Genomic DNA, 20066 nt, shown 5'->3' on the forward strand with positions numbered 1-20066 from the left:
CGCTTCTTCGAAACAAGACCGGCCGGACCATCTTGATCATAAGCCTGCAGCAGTCTGTGGATCTGACTTCGACTGAGGTTGAGCAGTTCGGCAGCCTGGACAACGCTCAGGCGCTCGTCACGGATCTTCTGGATGACTTCGAGGCGATGCAACTCTTTCTGCGACATGGTGATCAAACAGGACATGACGACTCCGACCGCTCATGGTCTCGACCAGGCTGAAGGTCGTCATCCTTGCTCCCAACGTTGGCTTTGACCAGTGCGTCGAGAGGCGAGACTGTCGCATCTCTAACTGGCCCAACTGTCGCATTACTAAATAGCCACTACATGCAAAGATCACATAAGATATATTATGGAACTAACGTATATGCCGGAAAGCATGGATTGCGGCTGAACGTTGCCTTGGCGAGCTTGACCGGGCCTTTCCAGCCTGCTTAGCGTTCCCGAACCGAACACCTCATTTTCAAGGCCAGATGTGATGAGCGAATTGCGCGTTCTTTCAGATGCTTTCATTCCGGAACTGCCAAACCGCTACAAAGGCAAAGTTCGCGAAAACTACGACTTGCCCGATGGCAACCGCATCATCATCGCGACGGACCGCCTCAGCGCCTTCGACGTCATCCTGACGTCGATCCCGAACAAGGGTCACGTGCTGACGCAGACGGCGCGCTACTGGTTCGAGGAAACCGCCGACATCTGCCCGAACCATGTGGTCAGCTATCCGGACCCCAATGTCGTCATCGGCAAGCGGCTCGACATCCTGCCGGTCGAGGTCGTCGTGCGCGGTTATCTCGCCGGAACGACCAGTACCTCGATCCTGACGAAATACCGCAACGGCGAGCGCGAGATGTACGGCATCACCCTGCCGGACGGAATGCGCGACAATGAGAAGCTTCCCCAGGCAATTATCACGCCCACCAGCAAGGCTTTCGACGGCGGCCATGACGAGCCGCTTTCGGTCGAAGCGATCATCGAGCAAGGACTGCTGACGAAGGAACAGCTCGATACCGTCTGGCAATATGCGCTTGCGCTGTTTGCCCGCGGTCAAGAGCGCGCCGCCGAGCGCGGCCTGATCCTCGTCGACACCAAATACGAGTTTGGAACCGACGAAAACGGCACGATCATTCTCGCCGACGAGATCCACACACCCGACAGCAGCCGCTACTGGATCGCCGACAGCTACCAGGAAAGCTTCGAGCGCGGCGAACGTCCCAGGAGTTTCGACAAGGATTTCGTCCGTGCCTGGGTCACTGCGCGCTGCGATCCCTACAAGGATCCGATCCCGGAAATTCCACTTGATCTCATCGAGCAGACCTCGGCGGTCTATATCGAAGCCTTCGAAAAGATCACCGGCCAGCGCTTCGTTCCGGACCTGTCGGGTGCGACGGTTCTGGATCGCATTCGCGCCAACCTGACGCCATATTTCTCGAAATAAATCAGTATATTATAGATTTATTCTAATCTGATTTAGGCGCCGGGCGTAGGATCATCGACATCGAATTCGAGCCGCATCAGGTCGTATGCCGGCTCGATATGATCAGGCGTCTCGCCTTGCACCGTGTCGTAATCCAGCGGCACATGCATGTGTGTTAGCACCGCCCGCTTCGGCTTGAGGCGCTCGATCCAGCCGAGCGATTGCACCAGTGACAGATGGCTCGGGTGGAACTTGTACTGCAGCGTATCGATCACCAGCAGATCGAGGTCGCCGAGCTTGGCAATGGTCTCGGCCGGAAAATCGCTGACATCGCTGCAATAGGCAAAGTCGCCGATGCGGAAGCCCAGAGAATGAATATTGCCGTGAAACTGCATCAGCGGCCGGAACGCGATCGGCCCGCCGGCGCCTGATATCACCACCGGCGACAGATCATCGGCAATGATGTGCGGCTCGACGATCGGTGGATAGCCGCTGCCTGGCGGTGATTCCAGGCAATAGCCAAACCCCTCGCGAATACGGCCCATCGTATAGGCATCGGCCCAGATCGGCACCCGCCTGCGGTTTTCGATGACGTAACCGCGCAAGTCGTCGATCCCGTGCAGATGGTCGGCATGGGAATGGGTATAGATCACCGCATCGATGTGGCGCACGTTCGTTGCGACCATCTGCGCACGAAAATCCGGCCCGGTGTCGATGACGACGGTCGTCTTGCCGCCGTCGGGCGCGATTTGCTCGACGAGCAAGGCCGCGCGCATGCGCCGGTTTTTCGGATTGTCAGGATTGCAGGCGCCCCAGTCCCCGGTAATGCGCGGCACGCCTGGTGACGAGCCGCAGCCGAGAATGGTAAAAGTGCGCCGGAACGCCACGTCAGAGCCTCGGCATCTTGGAGAAGACGCGGAAGGCATTCTCCGTGGTGATCCTTGCAATCTCCTCAGTGGTCACGCCGATCGTCTCGGCAAGCACGGCTGCCGTATGGGCAACGTAAGCCGGCTCGTTGCGCTTGCCGCGGAACGGCTTCGGCGCGAGGTACGGCGCGTCGGTTTCGACGATCATCCGGTCATGCGGCACGGTCTTGGCGATTTCACGCAGCTCTTCGGATTTCGGGAAAGTCAGGATGCCCGAAAAGGACACGTAGCCGCCGAGCTCCACGCCGACACGGGCGAGCTCCGGACCGGAAGAGAAGCAGTGCAGAAGGAAAGGGAAGGCCTCCTTCCCGGTTTCCTCGGTCAGGATCGCCGCCATGTCCTCATCGGCCGAGCGGCTGTGAATGACGAGCGGCAGGCCGGTCTCGCGGGCAGCCGCAATGTGACGACGGAGGCCCTCGACCTGGGCCTCGCGCGGCGCATTGTCATAGAAGTAATCAAGACCTGCCTCGCCGATCGCCACCACCTTCGGATGGGCCGAAAGCCGCACGAGATCCTCGGTGGTGATATCAAGCTCCTCGTCCGCATTGTGCGGATGAGTGCCGACGGAACAGAAGACGTTCGGATAGGCCTCGGCGATCGCAAGGATCGTCTCGAACCGCTTCACGCGGGTCGAGATCGTGATCATCTGCTCGACACCGGCCTCGCGCGCCCGCGCGACGATTGCGTCGCGCTCCGCTTCGAAATCGGGGAAGTCCAGATGGCAATGGGTATCGATCAGCATGCTCAAGATGCCTTACTGCGCTTCGGGTGCCACATAGCGCGGGAAGACCGGCTTCGGCGCCTCGAGCGGCGTGCCCGAGGCGAGACGTCCGGCCTCGCCGAGCGCTGCGAAGTCACGCTTGTCGGCGGGTGCAGCCACCAGGTCGAGCAGCTTCGCCGAGGATTCCGGCATGAACGGCTGAAGCAGGATTGCGATCTGGCGCACGACTTCGGCCGTCACGTAAAGCACTGTGCCCATGCGCGCTGGATCGGTCTTTTTCAGCGCCCAGGGCTCCTGGCCGGCGAAGTAGCGGTCGGTCTCGGAGACGACGGCGATGATCGCCGCCAGCGCCCGGTGGATCATCTGCTTACCCATCTCGTCGCGCGTGATCTCGTGCAGCGCGTCGGCGGCGGCCAGCATCGCTTTGTCTTCGTCGGTCAGGGGGCCGCACACGGGCACCTGGCCGTCGCAGTTCTTGACGATCATCGACAGCGAGCGGCTCGCCAGGTTGCCGATGCCGTTGGCAAGGTCGGAATTGATGCGGGTCGCGATCCCTTCCTCGCTATAGCTGCCGTCCTGGCCGAACGACACCTCGCGCAGGAAGAAATAGCGGATCTGGTCGAGACCGAAATGTTCGACGAGGTTGAACGGGTCGACGACGTTGCCGAGCGACTTCGACATCTTCTCGCCCTTGTTGAGCAGGAAGCCGTGCGCGAAGACGCGCTTGGGCAGCGGCAGGCCGGCCGACATCAAGAACGCCGGCCAATAGACCGCGTGGAAGCGGATAATGTCCTTGCCGATCACATGGATGTTCGCTGGCCAGAACTTGGCGCGCGGGCCCTTGGGATCGTCGAGATAACCGGTCGCGGTGATGTAGTTCGTCAGCGCGTCGACCCAGACATACATGACATGCGCCGGATCGTTCGGCACCTTGATGCCCCAGTCGAAGGTGGTGCGCGAAACCGAGAGGTCCTTGAGGCCGGACTTCACGAAGGAGATCACTTCGTTGCGGCGCTCGGCCGGGCCGATGAAATCCGGATTCTCTTCGTAGTGCTTCAGCAGCTTGTCCTGGTATTCGGACAGCTTGAAGAAGTAGCTCTGCTCCTCGACCCACTCGACCGGCGTCCCCTGCGGGCCGTAGCGCACGCCGTCGGCGCGCAGCTCGGTCTCGTTCTCCTGATAATAGGCTTCGTCGCGCACCGAATACCAGCCGGCGTAGGAGTCCTTGTAGAGGTCGCCCGCCTCGCCCATGCGGATCCAGATGTCCTGCGACGCCTGATGGTGGCGCTGCTCGGTCGTGCGGATGAAATCGTCGTTGGACGCGTTCAGGGCCACGGCCATCTTCTGGAATTCGGCCGAATTGCGGTCGGCAAGTTCCTGCGGCGTCACGCCTTCCTTGCGCGCCGTCTGCTGCATCTTCTGCCCGTGCTCGTCCGTGCCGGTCAGGAAGAAAACCTCACGTCCGTCGAGGCGCTGGTAGCGCGCCATGGCATCCGTCGCGATCAGTTCATAGGCATGGCCGATGTGCGGCTTGCCGTTCGGGTAGGAAATCGCTGTCGTGATGTAGAAGGGGGACGTGTCTCTCATAGGCGGATTCGATCTATCTCGGATTAAGCTACGCACGCTCTTAGCGCATACGCTGTTAGGAAGAAACATGCGATCCATGAAAAGCCCGCCCGAAGCGGCCGCCGCCACCGCCCTCCTCCTTGCGCGCCCCGCGTGCAAGATTTAGAACAAACAGGAAACAAATGAAGGGGTGAGTCGTGCTGGATCAACTTGGCAGCCAATTTGAAACCGCGTCGGCCGGCTATGCCGCCGCGCACGGGATCGAGCGCGACCCCGACTGGTTCATTTTGAAGATGCAGGAGGAAATGGGGGAACTGACCTAGGCCTGGAACAAGCTGAGCGGTCGCGGGCGGTCCCAGGGGAAATCGCCGGACGACCTCCGGGCACAGATGGCCGACGAGACCGCAGACCTTCTTGGGCACGTCCTGCTCTTCGCGCAACACCACAAGCTGGACCTCCAGGCGGCGATCGAGCGAAAATGGCGTTTTCAGCCGGCGCTATAGCGCCGCTTTCATATCGTCGAGCAGCGACAGAATGGTCTGCTTTCGGTCGAGATTATAGGCATCGCTGACCGTCAGTCGCTCGGTCACGGAGGCTGACAGTCGGGCGAAGCGTTCGGCGCGCATGATATCGCCCGAAACGGCCGCCTCCCGCGCCTCGCGCATGATGCGATCGCTGGCAAGGGCCTGGAAGAAATCGAAGATCGTTTCGCTGTCCTTGCCGGCGAGGGCATCGGCGAGCTTGTGCATGTTTTTCCGGACAGACGGTCCCTGCCCTGCGAGGATGCCCTCGAAGGTTGCCGCGATTTCCAGTCCGCCATAGTTGATCAGCTTCAGCGCCTCGGCGACGCTGCCGCTGGCGGCTGCGATGATGCGCCCGGCATTCTCGCCCTCGAGATCGAAACCGAGATGGGCCAATGCCTGGCCGAGCGGTGCTGCGTCGAGCGGCTTCAGTCGCAGCGGCAGGCAGCGCGAGCGGATCGTCGGCAGCAGTTTTCCGGGTGCATGCGTCAGCACCAGGAACAGCGAGCGGCGCGGCGGTTCCTCGAGGATCTTCAGGATGGCGTTGGCCGCATTGCGATTGAGATCGTCGGCCGGATCGATGATGACGATGCGCCAATTGCCCGTGCCGGAGGTCTGGCTGAAGAACTTGCCCGCGCGCCGGACCTCGTCGACGGTGATCGCCCCCTTCGCCCTTCCCGTCTTTTCATCGATCGGGCGGGCCAGGTGCAGGAGATTGTGTGAGGCGCCGGAGGCAAGCTGCCTGCCGATCGCAGAGGTCGGGTCCGGGTCGGCAAGCGTTTCAGGCGCATCGGCCGGTTCAGGATTTTTTAGGATGTGATGGGCAAAGCGGAAGGCAAGCGTCGCCTTGCCGATCCCTTCCGGCCCTTCGATCAGGATCGCGTGGTGCCCCTTGCCGGAGCGATAGCTCTGCGCCAGGAAGGCTTCCGCCTGCTCATGGCCGAACAGGCGATTGTTCTCAGCGGGCGCAATGGCGCCATCAAGGACCCCGGCTCTTTCGCTCATGACACGGCTTCCTCGGCGGACGTGTCCGTGCCGTCGCCATGCGGCAGAAGTGCTTCGACAAGCGAAAGCACCTCGGCGGCGATGGCCTCAACCGGCTGCGTCGCATCCACCACCCGGCACCGCTCGGAATCGCGTCTGGCAATGTCGAGAAAGGCGTCGCGCCGCTTCTCGTGGGTCTCTAGCTGTTCCTTTTCGAAACGATCGGGATTGTCGTCGCCGGCGCGGCGTTGCGCCCGCTCGAGGCCGACGCTGGCGGGCAGGTCGAAGATCACGGTGCGGTCCGGCACGACACCGTTGATTGCTACCCGCTCCAGGCTTTCGACGAAGCTTTGTTCGAGATTGCCGGTGATGCCCTGGTAGACGCGCGAAGAATCCATGAAGCGGTCGCAAAGCACGATAATGCCCTTGTCGAGCGATGGCCGGATGACCTCCTCGACATGGTCGCTGCGGGCTGCGGCAAAGAGAATCGCCTCCATCCGCACTCCGAAGGATTCCGCAGCCCCCGAAAGCAGCACGTGACGCACCGCCTCGGCGCCGGGAGAACCACCCGGCTCGCGCGTCGTCAGTACCTCGTAGCCGCGGGCGCGCAGGGAATCGGCTAGCAGGCGGAGCTGCGTCGACTTGCCGGCACCTTCCCCGCCTTCGAATGTTACGAATAGACCTTTTTTCAGCGACACCATGCTTTCCCGTATCGGCATGCGATTTGGCCCTGTTTAGCCGATTGGTCCTCCGGGCGAAACCGTCAGGTGACGATTTGGAGAGGCATTCCAGTGAGCGCGGCTCAGAGCCAGAAGAAAAGCAGTTCCTGCAGGGCGTCGACCGCGCGGCTCGTCAGGGTTCCCTGCCCCACCGCACCGGCCGTCTTGACCGGGACCTCGCGCAACAGTTTCTCGCCGTTCCACAGCTTGACGACGCCGACTTCCGTGCCGGCCGTCACCGGCGCCCGCAAGGGCCACTTGTAGACGATGCGCGCCGTCAGCCGCTCGGGATTGTTGACCGGCAGTAGCAGGTCGACCGGTCCGCCGGCCACCAACGCGACGTGAGATGCATCGCCGCCATAGACGGCTGCCTCGCCGATCGCTTCTCCATCGGCGAAGATCCGCTTCTTCTCGAAGGCGGTCATCGCCCAGTCGAGAACCTTGCGGCTTTCTTCGATACGTTCCTTGTCAGTTTCAAGGCCGCCCATCGCGAGATAAACGCGGCGCTCGCCGCGTTGCAGCGACGCGGCGAGCGAAAAGCCGAAACCTTCGGCAAAGCCCGTTGCCAGGCCGTCCACGCCGATATTGGCGGAGATCAGCGGGTTCTTGTTGCGTTGGAGGATCTTGTTCCATTCGAATTCCGGCTGCGAATAGAGCCGGTAGAGATCGGGATGCGCTTCGTGCAGGTGGCGGACGAGCGTCACCAGTTCGCTCATTGTGATCTTGTTGCCGGGATCGGGCAGCCCGGTGGCGTTGCGGAAGGTCGCGACCGGCATGCCGAGTTCGCGCGCGCGCGCCGTCATGCGCTCGGCAAATGCACCTTCGCTGCCGGTCATGCCCTCGGCGAGAATGATGCAGGCGTCGTTGGCCAGCTGAACGGCTACGCCCTGCAGGAGATCGGCGACCCGGATGCGCGACTTCAGAGCGGCAAACATCGTCGAGGTGCCGGCCGGCGCGCCGCCGGTCCGCCACGCATGCTCCGATACGTCGTAGAGGGTTTCGGGCGAGATTTCGCCCCTGCCAAGCGCTTCGCCAACCACCTCCATGGTCATCAGTTTGGCAAGCGAGGCTGGCGGGATCGGGTCGTTTTCGGCACGCGAGAAAAGCACCGTGCCGGTTTCAGCATCGACCAGCAGGATCTGTTTTGCCTTGGTGTCGAAGGCGGGTGCCGGCGTTTGCGCGAATGCGGCGCCGGCAAACAACACAAGGCCCAGGAACGCGGCCGAAAGCATCTTCATGCGCATGGGAAACTCCGGTTTCCCTTTGGGCATAGCAGCGTGGTCATTTTGGCACAACGCCGAGAACTGTTAACGGGCCGAACCGTTTGTTTTCTGGCGCTTGGCGTAGTCGACGATGACTTGCGGCGTTAGCTGCTTCTTGTCGACCATGATCGCTTCGAAGGGCGATTCGGCGTCGCTGACGCGAACTTCGTAATAGGCAGCCGCATAGGCCATGTTGCCGTCGGGCATCGGAATGTACTCCGGCCGCTCGCGCGGGATCGGGCCGATTTCCGGCAGCATGACGAATTCGTTGAACGACGCCGGCTGCTGGGCAAACTGCGGCACGGGCGCGGCCATCGCGGTGACCGGTTCGCTGACGTCGAGCGACGCCTTGGCCGGCACGGTGATGGTGCCGAGGCTTTGCTTGCGGAACGGTTCGTTCGAGGCAACCATCACGCCGGTTGCAATCTGCCCTTCGGGCATGATGCTCGGGCCGCGCTGGCCCTTCTCGACATAGGACGCCATGAGGTAAGGCATGTCGTTACCTTCGAGCGGTGCGCGGCCGACATATTGCACCTTCACCTGTGCGCTGCCCTTGCGCTTGATGTCGAGCAGGTCTGCCGTTTTAGAGGAAACGTCGATGATGCGGCCGTATTCGTAGGGGCCGCGATCGTTGACGCGCACGATGACCGAGGTGCCGTTTTCCATGTTGGTGACGCGGGCGTAGCTCGGCAGCGGAAACGTCGGATGGGCGGCCGACAGATGCGCCTTGTCGTAGACTTCGCCGTTGGCGGTCAGGCGTCCGTGGAAGGCGGAGCCGTACCAGGATGCCATACCCGTCTTGTTATAGCCGAAGTCTTCCTTGGGCTGGTACCACTTGCCCTTGACCTGATAGGCCTTGCCGACCTGAAAGCGTCCGCCGCCCTTCGGGATGTTGTTGCCGGTGGCAACGCGCGGGCTCGCCTTTACGCCATAGACGGATTCAGGAAAGTACTCCTTGCTCCGCGCAGTTTTCTTGACATTCGACGTGGAGCCGCAGGCGGCAAGCGTTACGCACAGTGCCGGGATCGCCGCAAGGCGCAGTCCCTTGACCAGATATGCCGCATTTTTAATTGAGGTCATCTGTCCCACAACATCGATCGATAAAGCCGTACTCGAAACCTGCCGCCTACCCCCAGCGGATATCTCGACGTCCCGAAACGGAACAGGTGTGTATTCATGACATCATCAAGGCAAAAATGCGAACTCATCCACAGGCCGGCTCCGCATTTCGTGAGTTATGGTTTACGGCTGGTTAACGCGATCAGGCCCGGTGCCTGCTCTTCAAAGCGGTCGAGAAAATCTTGCAGCGACGCATGTTAATTCTTGCAAAGCGCCAAGGCTTCGCGCAATAACGCCGTGCCCGGCACGCAGTCGCGCGGTGCTTCAGGCAAGGACAGGTGGCCGAGTGGTTTAAGGCTCTGGTCTTGAAAACCAGCGTACGGGAAACCGTACCGTGGGTTCGAATCCCACCCTGTCCGCCATTTCTCTCTGATTTTGTTGGATTTTCTTGATTTTTTGGCCGAGATTTAGCCGGTTATCATAACCGCCCGCGGTTCTGGGCTCGTGCCCTTTTATCATCCCGGAACCTGCGCCCCCCTTCAACAGTTTGTCTTCGGCTGTCTCAAGGAGGAAACCACCATGGCCAAAGAAAATGATCCGTCCGTTGACCAGACTTACACCCCAGCCGAGGAACCCAACGGCATGCGCGAAGCCGCAAAAACCGCCACAGAAGCCGTAAAGAGGGAAACTCGTGCCGTGGCTGCGGCGGCAGCAGAACATCCTCACACCGTCACGAGCTTAGGTGTCCTTTGGGGCGCTCTCGCCTTTACAATTGGCTACGTGCTGGGGCGCAATTCGGTCGACACGAGGCGGCGCCATTGGTGGTAAAAGAAAACCGCCGGCTGGGGAGGCCGGCGGCGTGCTGTGGTGGCAGATTTTTTTTACTGATTGACAGGCTTGCCTGCGGCAGTCTTTGCGGCATCATCCTCTGCATGCGCGCGATGGACGTCCATCAAGTCAGCGAGTGTCGGGGCTTTGCCGGTTGCGCGGTTGATGATGCGATCCAACACTTCATCGACGTGCTTCGGTTCCCAGCGAAAACCCACCTCGCCCAAGATCTCGGAATGCGCCTGGCTTAGGCGCTCCGCATCGATATTTTCATCTTCGTGCAGAAAGTCATAGCGTTGCGAAAGTTCCGCGTCGGGCTCCTGTTCAGCGAGGCGAGCGAGCAAGATCTTCGCAGTTTGGTTGCGAGCATCTTCCGGGTGCCGCTTCGCCTTTTCAGCGCGCCATTCGGCAGTTTTCTTCAGTTCGAAGTAAAGAGTGCTGTTCATGTCATTCTCCTCTAGCAACGCGGCACAAGGCGCGCGTAGTTGATGATCCGCGGGCTCGGCATGAGCGCACGGTTTTCCGATGCCCGCAGAAGCGGGTTTGTTCGTTGCGTTGAGAAGTCTCGTAAATGGGTTACGACGAGACATGGCCCGAAGGCGAACGGCACATAGGTCCGTGATGATTTCGTAGCGCAACGTTTCCGTGCAGTCAAGATGCCGGCCGGCGCGCTGCTGATGTAGGCGCAGGTGGTGACCGCGCCGGCCATTGGTGACTTGGTGGCGGGCTGCCAGCGCTGTGATGCCAGCAGCCCGCCCGACTGCCGGTTCACGCGACAGTCGCCCCCGCGGGGTTTGGAACAAAAGGCCGCCCACCTTGCGGGGAGCGGCCCCAGCCAGCGGCGTCACGGCGCACCGCTCGCTGCCGCCTTTCGGCGGTGAGGGATAAAAGGCCCCGTCGCCAACGAGGCGCCTGGGGCAAGTTGCCCGGCAGCGGGCAGTAAACTCAGGAGGCCTGTAGGGCCTCGGCCGCATTCTTCAGGAAATGGACTTGGGCGCAGAGCTCATCGAACCCAAGCTGGTCGCGGAGGTGGATCTCGTGCAAATCCTCCATCGCGTGGATGTTCCGGAACACTTCGTCGACGAGCGTCACTGCGATCTTCGCCATCATCTGGACGTCGTAAACTTCGCTCCGCCAGGGGTGGTGCGGGCGGCCGTCATCGGCGCCCTGCACGTTGTTCGATAACCCCGCCTCACCGGCCGAGCGTCTTAATCTAAGGCCTTCATCGTGTTCGACTGCGATGGCTGGCTGCGGTCTTAATCTGCGAACGTTGGTCATGCTGGGCTCCTCGTTGCTTCGAAAGTGTCGATGTGATACTTTTGGATCAATTCGACCCTTATGTCAACACCTTTAGATCAAAATGATACCAATGGATCAAAAATCTCTGACGGGACACCAGATCGCGGCCGCCCGCACCTTGGCCGACATGACGCAAAAAGACCTCGCGGACTTGGCAAACATCTCCGTTCCAACGCTGAAAAGGATGGAGGGAGCCAAGGGCGAGACTGTCGCAATGTCCAATAACGCCCGCGCGGTGCGTGCTGCGTTGGAGAAGGCCGGCGTCGTCTTCCTCGCAGACGGCGATTCCTCTGTTGGTGGACCTGGTGTTCGCCTTCGTGATAGCCAGCAATGAGTTCGGTCACAGTACGCGTCTACATCGTCCAGCCAGACAGCGAACTCCAATTATTGCTTGAGGCTGACACCGACTATTTTGGCGGCAGCATTCCCAGTGAGGGTGACGTATTCAGCTTCTTTCGGGATGCACGGCACTTTCGTGTCGAGCGCCGCCAGTTCCTTCCCTCAAAAGAGCGGGACCGCGGCTGGGCATTGATGTGCAGCGAGGTGACAGAAGCGATCTACACGAACGTTGCGGTGACGTGGGCACTCGACAGCGACTGGGCCACGGAAATCGAATTGAAGTTGATTGAGGAACACGCCCGCGAAGCCCGCAGGCAACTGAAGCTGACGACTAAGAAAGCATCAAAGATCGACTGACTCCTCCGCACGCCCTGTCCTTTGACAAATTTGTAAAACCATTGCGATTACAATAAGTTAGTTAAAATCAACCTCTTGCTGAGCACCTTCGATTGTGTATGTTCCGGCGCATCCTGAACAACAACGTCGAAACCCTCAATATGCCGATAAGCAAGACATCCAACGCACCCTCCCAAAAACGCCGCCCCCGGGGCGTTCCCCCAAAGCCGATCGTCGAGTTCCCCGTACCTCTCTTCGAAGAATGGGAAGATCCGCCGACGTTCGTGGAAGCTTTGCAACTTCACATGAGACGCTTCGGTGACACATGCTGGTATCTTCATCGGGCAATTACGCGACCTGGCGAAGCATTCAATCGAAAGACGATCGTCGTCTGGTTCAATGGCGACAAGCCGCCGCGGAGCGTACAAAGCCTGGAGATGCTTGGGCGGATAGAGCGCCGCTATCGTCTGCCTCCCGGCTACTTCAAAAGCAAACTGCCGAATCCTATGCGAGCGACAAAGGGGCACAATGTGGGGGCTGGTATAGGGGATGCCGAACGCCGGCGGCTCGCCTGGCATCTACCTGACGACTTCAATTCTCTTCCGTTTGAGAAACGGGAGGAAATCATCGAATGGGTGCGCCGGGTTATTATCAGCGGGACGACAGAATACCGCCGATTCCAAGCGGCGGCGATTAAGCAGCGATATGCAATTCGGTTCCCTGCCCTGACTGGCCGTTCAGTTTCGCCGGTCTGGGAGATCGAAGACGAGGATCCGAACATCGTCGACCCTGACCTCTTACCCGGCAGCCTCGATGCACCCGCGAGCCTGGCGGCCGAGATGGAAGGTCTTGTCAGATTCAAGACAACCACGCTCACAGATCTAGGTTTTCAGCGAAATGGCGTTTGGGGCGAGGAAACTGCCGCACAGAAGATCGAACATCTCGGATTGATGTTCGGCGCATTGTCTGCATCTCCGGACGAAGGAGTGCGGGGCTACGGCCTCCCCTTTGAGCGCCTCACGTTTGGCCTACTGGCGTTTCCTGGCGTGTGGGATTGGTACCTGCGCTGGCGCGAGCGCCGCCGCGGGTTCTATACGACCTGGGAAGTGAACATGCTGTCCATCGCGCTTGCCCTGACGCGCAAGGAGACAGGCTGGCTTCGGCAGCACCCGGAGTTGCTTATGCGCGTACGATCGATCCCAGGGCTTGTCTCGGAAGCCGAAATCACGGCTGCGTCCTGTGACTGGCATGGCTATTGCGACAATTTCTATCGCCACCTCACCAATCGGTTGAAGGAAATCGAACGTGTCGCGCGGGTCCACCGCGATCCGTTCGAACCAATCATGTGCGTGCTTGAGACCGATAGCCCACTCTCAGAATACCGAAAAATCACCGACGAGATCCTCGCTCGGATGCCCGATGAGAAGAGGCATCCGCGGGCAGCGGCCGAAGCTGTGCGGTCGTTCCTGCTGCTGCGGCTTGGTCTGCACCTCGGCCTCAGGCAAAAAAATCTGCGGCAACTGCTCGTATGTCCTCGAGGTCGTATCCCCACATCGGAGCGTCGGCTCGAGGATCTGAAATGCGGTGAGCTGCGTTGGAGCGATCGAGAGAACGGCTGGGAGGTATTGATACCTGCCAACGCATTCAAAAACGCAAGCTCATCTTTTTTCGGCCAAAAGCCATTCCGCCTGATCCTGCCAGACCTCTTGGACCTGTATGATTACATCGACGCCTACGTGAGCCGGCATAGAGCCGCGCTCTTGGGCGAAGTCGCCGATCCATGCACATTCTTCGTCAAGACGACGAAATCGAACACCAAGGATGCGTCATACGACATTTCGTCTTTCTACGAAGTCTGGCGGCTCACGATTCAGCGCTACGGCATCTACAACCCATACACCGGCCGCGGAGCAATCAAGGGCCTCCTGCCCCATGGGCCACACAACGTACGCGACGTCCTGGCTACCCACATCTTGAAGAAGACCGGTTCTTATGAGCAGGCGAGTTACGCCATTCAGGATACGCCCGAGATGATCCGGAGCCACTATGGTCGATTCCTGCCGGAGGATAAGGCGGCGTTGGCAGCGCGGATTTTGAACGAAGTCTGGATGGCGGCGTGAAGATGAGCCGGAAACCAACCCCCATCCTGATTCCCATGAAAGAGGTCTGTGCCCTCACCAGTCTCTCGCGCACAATGATTAACCGCTTGCGCGTCGCCGGCCGATTTCCTGACGCCGTCGAACTTGGCGAGCACCGCGTGGCGTTCGTGCGGTCAGAAGTGCTGGCTTGGATTGAGGAGAGGATTGCGGGGCGCACGTCCCAAGCGCCGGACGGAAAACTCTGCGGTCGTGAAGGTCAATTCAACGCCCTGCAGGGGATGCCGCTATAAACTAGAACACTTCGGGAACAAACCGCACATAAAACGGCTAAAACTGTTGTGGATTATGTGCGTGACGGGCAGTTTTGGGAGATCAATCCTGCGTATCATGCACGCATAGCCGAGGAAACGACAGCGTGACACCGCTCTTAAATGTCGCTCCTCAGCTATTGGCGCTACGCCCGCGAAGGAGGGGAGCAGGTTGCAACTGCTCTCCTCCGGTTCGGTAGCCTTACCGTGCATCAACTACCCGCATTGTTCAATGCCAGAATGGTATGAGCGGAATATTGGATGTGGACTAACTAGCTCGTGTCCACGACGGCCACCACCGAGGGAAACGCGATGGGCGAGATAACCAGTCCTGGTGAATATCCTGAAGGCGCCAAAGGCGGCAAGTACATTCGTGGCGCTCTCAATGCAGCGGGCGGACTCATTCCCTTCGCTGGTGGGCTGATTTCCGCCGCGGCAGGGGCTTGGGGAGAGAGTGAGCAAGACCGGATGAATGACTTCTTCCGGCATTGGGTCGAAATGCTTCGTGCCGAGATGGAAGAGAAGCAAAAGACAATCGTCGAAATCATGCAGCGCCTTGATCTTCGCGACGAACAGATCGCGGACAGAATTCAATCTCCCGAGTTTCAATCGCTTCTGAGAAAATCGTTTCGAGATTGGGCTGGCGCCGAAAGCGATGAAAAGCGCTTGTTTGTAAGAAACCTTCTCGCGAATGCTGCTTCATCTACTGTATGCAGCGACGACGTGGTACGGCTCTTTCTCAGCTGGATCAAGAACCTTTCGGAAGTACACCTCGCAGTAATTGGGAAAATCTACAATCACAGCGGAATTACTCGCGGCCGTATATGGGAAAGTCTCGGTCGCGAACCTGTCCGAGAAGACTCTCCAGAGGCTGACTTGTTTCGCCTCCTTATCAGAGATCTGTCTACCGGTGGGATCATCAGGCAGCATCGTGAAACAGATTACCACGGGAACTTTCTCAAAAACCAGCGTCCGAGAACTCGGTCGGCGTCCAGCAGTAACACACACAAGTCCGCGTTTGACGACAACGAGAGCTACGAGCTCACTGCGCTCGGCGACCAATTTGTCCACTACGCTATGACAGACATCCCAATAAAGCTGGCTTACACGCCAGAAAGCCAGGAGCAGCAATGATGATAACTGGAGACATTCTTTTCTGGAAACACGATCTAAGCAGCTACCTTCGTGCGCAGGTAAATGCAGTTGAGGACCACGTACGCAAGTACATGACAGCGGCGAGTTTGGATCAGAGTGACGATGAAATCGTATCTCGAATGTTGCAGGACGCTATAGTCGGCTCCCTTTCCATCGATTTCGATAATCCTCATCGAGACGTGAAAGAGAGTCGCGTAACTGTTCGCGATCACTTCAGCGGCAATGTGACCATTGATGGCGTACGCGTGACGAAGTCGTTTACATTCACTGGTGACAGCGGCCTCTTCAATCTTCGTCCCAGCACATTCGATACAAGCCCGCCCCATGGAACCGTTCAGTCTGGGCGGGTCATCTTGGGATACGAAGGTCGCAACGATCCAGATAGCATCAAGAGGTCGATCGCGGACCAAGAGAAGCAACTGAAGCAATACGCCGAGTGGAGCAAGTCGAACGTTGACGCGCATGACGCGCAGCTACCAGGGCTCCTGAAAAATGCGGTTGAGCGCAGAAGAAAATCGCTCGAGGAGCTCAACAGACTATCTGACTTCTGAAGACGGCTCCGGCGTTAAATAACCGTGGATTGCGCAGTCATAAAATCAACCCTGCATAGAGCGCCCTTCCCTCGGCCGCGGCTGCGTGTTTACCTGCGCTCGGGCTGTTTTAGTTAAGACTGAGGGGAATTATGAAAGTTCGTTATGCCGTGCTGGCCGCTGCGCTGGCTGCTTCTTCGTGCGCCAAGCGTCCGGATGCCATCGTGCCTGTCGACATTCCGATGGCCGCGTACTCCAATCAAAGCTGCCAGGGGCTCGCTCAGGAGCTTATGAAGGAGCAGGCCACGCTGGCGAGCCTTTCCAAGCAGCAACACGACGCCGCCACCGGTGACGCCATGGGCGTCTTCCTGATCGGCGTGCCGATGTCGAGCACGTTCGGCGGCGACAAAGAGGGCCAGGTTGCCGTGTCGAAGGGTAAGGTGACGGCTATCGAATCTTCGCTGAAGGCGAAGGGGTGTAAATAGTCTGATGATTTTCGGTGCCGCTTCCGAACGTATCGCGACAATGGTCCTAGGCGGCGACGGGCGTTCCGTTGCCGTGCATCTGCTCGAATCCCCTGCCCTCAGGTGGACCGAGGTCAATTACGCATGGTTGTCGCCGGCCGTTGACATTGTTCGGATCGGGACAAGCAAACAGCCGATCGGCAACCGTCTGGCGGCCTATGCCAAGGATATCAACAAGCGGCTCCAGATGGATAAGGGGGCTACGCCGCTCTGGGAAGCGGAAGCGTGGCTTGAAAAGCTGAAAGAGTGCGGCCACCTTGCGGCCTTCGTGCATCTGCCCGATATGGTTGAAACCGTCGCGGGGCCAGTTCGGCCATACCTCGATATCGAGCGAGCTCTGATCGCGAAGTACCGCCCGGTATTGAACCGCAGCCATCGATAGCCGCCCTTACCCGAGCTCATAAACCTTCGTTTTCTGTCCTCGCTTTGCCACGCCCTTGAACGAGGGATGCCGCAGCTTCCTCTCTTCCGTCCAGGCGCGGTATTCAACATCGGCAACTAATACCGGGTCTGTGAACACGGCTCTCTTTCTCGTGAGCTTAACTGCCGGTGTAGCGGTGACCAGCGTTTCTAGCACCTTCCGCATTTCGCGCGATATTGCCGCGTTCCAGCCTGTTCCCACCCCACCGACGTACACGAGCCCCGTCCCTTTCTTCGCTGCCAACAGCAACCTGCCGATTGCGCCCGGCACGGTCGACGGCTCGTAGCCCACGATCACAAAGGTGTCACGACGCGCGCATTTGATCTTGAGCCATTCCGGCCGGCGTCCCGATCGATATGGCGCGTCACGCTTCTTGGCGATGATGCCTTCAAGCCCATGTTCACACGCGACCCGGAAGAACTCGGCGCCTTCGGCGTGCACCTCCTCAGAGAAGCGAATCGCGCCAGTCTTGCCAGAGACGATCAGTTCGAGCAGTTGCCGGCGTTCGGCAAGCGGCATCATCCGGAGGTCTTGCCCGTCGAGATAGAGAAGATCGAAGGCGAAGAAGATGATCTCGGCGGCATCGTGCGAGCTCGGACGCCTGCCGACCGCGCGCTGCAGCAGACCGAAATCAGAGCGACCGTGGTCGTCGAGAACAACCGCCTCGCCGTCTATGATCATTGTCGCATGTCCGAGCTCGCGCGCCTCGGCGACGATCGAGCCAAACTTCTTGGACCAGTCGTAGCCGCCGCGGGTGATCGCCCTCACCTCGCCTGGCTCGACATACACCGCCAGTCGGTAACCGTCCCACTTCACTTCGAAGGCCCACTCCGGACCTTTCGGCGGCTGATCGACGAGGGTAGCGACGCACGGCTCGACGCGCCGCGGCATCGGTTCGGGCAACGTCGCGGGAACAGATTTCTTTCTGAGCGTTTTAGCCATGACGAATTAACGCATGAAACAGCGAAAACGTCTAAGCTGGAGCACCGGAGGAAGATAAATGCCGAAGTCATCGATTTTCGCGTCGCCGAAGCGGGAAGGCTCATACCCCGATCGGGATTTGGATTGCCAGTTGGCACTTGAGGAAATCTTGCAGGCGGTGGTCGAGGAAGCTGAGGACGCCGGCTGGTCTGAGCGAGAAGTCTGCGACGCCCTAATCGAACTAGCGCATAACCACTGGCTCGCGCTCGACCCCAAAGATACGATGTTCGAAGATGCCGTCGGCGTGATCCTTCGAAAGCCCAAGGCACCCCTGCTTCATTGACCTATTCGCCCTGCATCCGTCGCAGGCACCAATCCCAATAGGTCTCGACCATTTCCGTCGCCTCGCGTGCGGTGTCGCAATAACCTTGGTTCGGCATCGGCGGAGACCCTTTGAAGGTCCGAGGGACAGACCCGGCCCATTGCCAGCGGCCTGCCGTCGGCCCGCCGGTCTCTTTCCGGATGCGGCCGATGTAGCCGATGCCATCAAACCCGAGCCAATCGAAATCGCTCGGCGGGTCGTTGGCGTCCAGTTCGCTGCGGCGCCACTGGTAGCGGGGCTGGTAGGGCTCGGTCATGGCTTTCGAGCTCACGTCTGGGCTGGGTCTCTGCCCAGTACATCACAGATTTTCTGCCACGATTTTGAGCCCATTCCCTTCATCCGCAACGCGTCTGTCGTGGGAACGTGCTTCATGTCGTCTGCGGACTCGTACCCTCGCCGCTTGAGCTCAGCGAGAAGCTTTGGGTTTCTCAGCCCCAAGTGTGAAAGCTTCATGGTCATGCCCGCATCAGATCAGGCTTTCACTCGATACGCAATTTGTAGGATTCTCCAAAGGGCTCGGCCCGGTCGCGCCCTATGACCGTTAAGACCCTTCCCGTACGAGTGCCTCCGCACACTCTGTCCTCGACCCCGTTATCGCCTTTCGGGGCCGTTTCTTTTTAGCGACCAGGAACATATTCAGAAGGCCCGCGTTTCTTACTAGTCCTGATCCCGTTTCCCCGATCGAGACCAGGTACGGCTTCGCAAATGTCCCCAAGTGAAGCCTCTTCGATAAGCGCCATGGCCTCGCCGTCTCAGCACGACGAGGCCTTCATTTTTCCAGCCTAAGCAGCGGTGCAAGTAGTCGCCTAACCCAGGTTAACTACCCACTAGACCATTTGCATGATTGTGCGCGATCTGCACATTTGCGACGATGCAACCGTGGCTGCAAATGACGACTACTGCGGAGGGAGTGTTCGATATCTGGGGTTGAATTGCATACGCTCGTTGGCCTTTTCAAGCAAAAATCGAACAAATATGCGGCTCCCCCAATCAACCTGAACCCCGTACAAGTCCTCAAATTGCCGCTCGCCTATACGGGTGTGTGTTCCGCGAACTCCATCAAACTCACCTGGATTCGCGCCGGCATGGTATAGGCAGGCCTGCCTTGCCATCCACTTTGCACTCGCCTTCACGTCTTTTTCGCCCGGTTGGTCAACGATATCCTCAACGGCATCGTTGACGATTTGGTCACGATCCCCTTGCAAGGCTTGACCAATGGAGCAGACAATGAACGGAGATTCTGAAAGTCGCTCGCGTGGGGGCGCCTGAGACGGCGCCAAAAGCCCCCCTGCGATCAGCAAAGCTAAAATTGCGCGGCTGATGACCTTGTCGGGGATCCGCAGTTTGAATGTAACCTTAGCCCGCGCACTTCCGCTTTCTACGATTTCAATCTCGAGGAAGCCGCTAATGGCGTAGTCTCGCGTCAGCCTGAGCTCAAAATCGCCCCGATCAGAGAAGTGTGCGCCGGAACCTCTCAGAATTTCGAATTGCTCTCCTAAAGCCGCCTGAGCACTCCACTCGGGCTTGCGCCAGTCACCGCCGACTAGGTGGGACAACGTCAACGGTTCAATGCCTCGGTCGACTTCCGAAAGGATTTGATAAACGACGGCGCAAAGCTGTGCCCTCGCCATCAGCTTACAGATTGCAAGATAATCAGCCTCGGTTTGATTCTTTGGCGTGAAGGCGAAGATACTTTCTTCAACGTCTATACGGAGTGCCACCTCAACGTCATCCATATACGCTGCCATCCTGA

General features: G+C 59.2%; 24 protein-coding genes, 1 tRNA gene and 1 pseudogene. 13 read left to right on the top strand and 13 right to left on the bottom strand.

Annotation, left to right across the window (positions count from 1 at the left end):
• A partial coding sequence (locus BLU15_RS33765; protein WP_143034233.1) for a helix-turn-helix domain-containing protein occupies positions 1-185 on the bottom strand: 185 nt, incomplete at its 3' end.
• 301 nt (positions 186-486) lie between these two features.
• On the opposite strand from BLU15_RS33765, the gene BLU15_RS33770 reads away from it, so the two are divergent.
• Positions 487-1434, top strand: coding sequence for a phosphoribosylaminoimidazolesuccinocarboxamide synthase (locus BLU15_RS33770; protein ID WP_090301558.1), 948 nt, complete (start codon positions 487-489; stop codon positions 1432-1434).
• A gap of 32 nt (positions 1435-1466) precedes the next feature.
• On the opposite strand, the gene BLU15_RS33775 is transcribed toward BLU15_RS33770, so the two are convergent.
• Genes BLU15_RS33775 through metG form a run of 3 tightly spaced genes read right to left on the bottom strand, consistent with a single transcriptional unit; the run spans position 1467 to position 4647 of the window.
• On the bottom strand, positions 1467-2300 hold the full coding sequence (locus BLU15_RS33775; RefSeq protein WP_060517160.1) for an MBL fold metallo-hydrolase: 834 nt from the start codon (positions 2298-2300) through the stop codon (positions 1467-1469).
• Between the two features lies 1 nt (position 2301).
• Positions 2302-3081, bottom strand: coding sequence for a TatD family hydrolase (locus BLU15_RS33780; protein ID WP_090301454.1), 780 nt, complete (start codon positions 3079-3081; stop codon positions 2302-2304).
• Between the two features lie 12 nt (positions 3082-3093).
• Entirely contained in the window at positions 3094-4647 is a 1554-nt protein-coding gene (gene metG / locus BLU15_RS33785; RefSeq protein WP_034803485.1) for a methionine--tRNA ligase, read from the bottom strand.
• 176 nt (positions 4648-4823) lie between these two features.
• Between metG and BLU15_RS33790 the strand changes: the two are divergent.
• Positions 4824-5129 (top strand): annotated as a pseudogene (locus tag BLU15_RS33790) (pyrophosphatase).
• Here BLU15_RS33790 and BLU15_RS33795 read toward each other — a convergent pair.
• The 4 genes from BLU15_RS33795 to BLU15_RS33810 all read right to left on the bottom strand — a co-directional run bounded on the left by BLU15_RS33795 (position 5124) and on the right by BLU15_RS33810 (position 9192).
• The gene (locus tag BLU15_RS33795) at positions 5124-6152 is read right to left on the bottom strand and encodes a DNA polymerase III subunit delta' (RefSeq protein WP_034803488.1); all 1029 of its coding nucleotides are present in this window, start codon (positions 6150-6152) and stop codon (positions 5124-5126) included. The pseudogene BLU15_RS33790 and the gene BLU15_RS33795 overlap by 6 nt on opposite strands.
• Complete coding sequence (tmk, locus tag BLU15_RS33800; RefSeq protein ID WP_244497364.1) at positions 6149-6832, bottom strand: dTMP kinase; 684 nt, start codon at positions 6830-6832, stop codon at positions 6149-6151. Before tmk ends, BLU15_RS33795 begins: the two co-directional genes overlap by 4 nt.
• Before the next feature lie 101 nt (positions 6833-6933).
• Positions 6934-8094 carry a D-alanyl-D-alanine carboxypeptidase family protein gene (locus tag BLU15_RS33805; protein ID WP_090301456.1) on the bottom strand — a complete coding sequence of 387 codons (1161 nt, stop codon included), beginning with the start codon at positions 8092-8094 and terminating at the stop codon, positions 6934-6936.
• Between the two features lie 63 nt (positions 8095-8157).
• Complete coding sequence (locus tag BLU15_RS33810) at positions 8158-9192, bottom strand: septal ring lytic transglycosylase RlpA family protein (RefSeq protein WP_090301458.1); 1035 nt, start codon at positions 9190-9192, stop codon at positions 8158-8160.
• A 311-nt stretch (positions 9193-9503) separates the two neighbouring features.
• Here BLU15_RS33810 and BLU15_RS33815 point away from each other — a divergent pair.
• Together BLU15_RS33815 and BLU15_RS33820 are read left to right on the top strand one after the other, a co-directional pair.
• Positions 9504-9593: transfer RNA gene (locus tag BLU15_RS33815), tRNA-Ser, on the top strand.
• Positions 9594-9750: 157 nt separating this feature from the next.
• Entirely contained in the window at positions 9751-9999 is a 249-nt protein-coding gene (locus tag BLU15_RS33820; protein ID WP_090301460.1) for a hypothetical protein, read from the top strand.
• Between the two features lie 53 nt (positions 10000-10052).
• Here BLU15_RS33820 and BLU15_RS33825 read toward each other — a convergent pair whose 3' ends face one another.
• Both BLU15_RS33825 and BLU15_RS33830 read right to left on the bottom strand, forming a co-directional pair.
• Positions 10053-10445: a hypothetical protein gene (locus BLU15_RS33825; protein WP_090301462.1), complete on the bottom strand. Its 393-nt coding sequence runs from the start codon at positions 10443-10445 to the stop codon at positions 10053-10055.
• A gap of 499 nt (positions 10446-10944) precedes the next feature.
• A complete protein-coding gene (locus BLU15_RS33830; protein WP_090301464.1) occupies positions 10945-11277 on the bottom strand; it encodes a hypothetical protein in 333 nt (110 codons plus the stop codon).
• A gap of 91 nt (positions 11278-11368) precedes the next feature.
• On the opposite strand from BLU15_RS33830, the gene BLU15_RS33835 reads away from it, so the two are divergent.
• The 8 genes from BLU15_RS33835 to BLU15_RS33870 all read left to right on the top strand — a co-directional run bounded on the left by BLU15_RS33835 (position 11369) and on the right by BLU15_RS33870 (position 16971).
• Positions 11369-11632, top strand: coding sequence for a helix-turn-helix domain-containing protein (locus BLU15_RS33835; protein WP_371590288.1), 264 nt, complete (start codon positions 11369-11371; stop codon positions 11630-11632).
• Entirely contained in the window at positions 11629-11994 is a 366-nt protein-coding gene (locus tag BLU15_RS33840) for a hypothetical protein (RefSeq protein ID WP_090301468.1), read from the top strand. The genes BLU15_RS33835 and BLU15_RS33840 overlap by 4 nt, the downstream gene beginning before the upstream one ends.
• A gap of 140 nt (positions 11995-12134) precedes the next feature.
• Positions 12135-14093, top strand: coding sequence for a hypothetical protein (locus BLU15_RS33845; protein ID WP_244546901.1), 1959 nt, complete (start codon positions 12135-12137; stop codon positions 14091-14093).
• Positions 14094-14095: 2 nt separating this feature from the next.
• Positions 14096-14362, top strand: a complete 267-nt coding sequence (locus BLU15_RS33850) for a helix-turn-helix transcriptional regulator (RefSeq protein ID WP_090301470.1) — start codon at positions 14096-14098, stop codon at positions 14360-14362.
• A gap of 330 nt (positions 14363-14692) precedes the next feature.
• Positions 14693-15514 carry a hypothetical protein gene (locus BLU15_RS33855; protein WP_090301472.1) on the top strand — a complete coding sequence of 274 codons (822 nt, stop codon included), beginning with the start codon at positions 14693-14695 and terminating at the stop codon, positions 15512-15514.
• The gene (locus BLU15_RS33860; protein ID WP_090301474.1) at positions 15511-16086 is read left to right on the top strand and encodes a hypothetical protein; all 576 of its coding nucleotides are present in this window, start codon (positions 15511-15513) and stop codon (positions 16084-16086) included. The genes BLU15_RS33855 and BLU15_RS33860 overlap by 4 nt, the downstream gene beginning before the upstream one ends.
• 131 nt (positions 16087-16217) lie before the next feature.
• The gene (locus BLU15_RS33865) at positions 16218-16550 is read left to right on the top strand and encodes a hypothetical protein (RefSeq protein WP_090301476.1); all 333 of its coding nucleotides are present in this window, start codon (positions 16218-16220) and stop codon (positions 16548-16550) included.
• Between the two features lie 4 nt (positions 16551-16554).
• A complete protein-coding gene (locus tag BLU15_RS33870; protein WP_090301479.1) occupies positions 16555-16971 on the top strand; it encodes a hypothetical protein in 417 nt (138 codons plus the stop codon).
• A 6-nt stretch (positions 16972-16977) separates the two neighbouring features.
• Here the strand turns inward: BLU15_RS33870 and ligD are convergent, their stop codons facing one another.
• Complete coding sequence (gene ligD, locus BLU15_RS33875; protein ID WP_244546899.1) at positions 16978-17952, bottom strand: non-homologous end-joining DNA ligase; 975 nt, start codon at positions 17950-17952, stop codon at positions 16978-16980.
• A 58-nt stretch (positions 17953-18010) separates the two neighbouring features.
• On the opposite strand from ligD, the gene BLU15_RS33880 reads away from it, so the two are divergent.
• Entirely contained in the window at positions 18011-18274 is a 264-nt protein-coding gene (locus BLU15_RS33880) for a hypothetical protein (protein ID WP_090301483.1), read from the top strand.
• A gap of 1 nt (position 18275) precedes the next feature.
• On the opposite strand, the gene BLU15_RS33885 is transcribed toward BLU15_RS33880, so the two are convergent.
• Positions 18276-18569: a hypothetical protein gene (locus BLU15_RS33885; RefSeq protein ID WP_090301485.1), complete on the bottom strand. Its 294-nt coding sequence runs from the start codon at positions 18567-18569 to the stop codon at positions 18276-18278.
• 640 nt (positions 18570-19209) lie between these two features.
• Positions 19210-20061: a hypothetical protein gene (locus tag BLU15_RS33895; RefSeq protein ID WP_090301488.1), complete on the bottom strand. Its 852-nt coding sequence runs from the start codon at positions 20059-20061 to the stop codon at positions 19210-19212.
• Positions 20062-20066: the final 5 nt, after the last annotated feature.

This window comes from Ensifer sp. YR511, assembly GCF_900103045.1.
GTDB classification, from domain to species: Bacteria; Pseudomonadota; Alphaproteobacteria; order Rhizobiales; family Rhizobiaceae; genus Ensifer; species Ensifer adhaerens.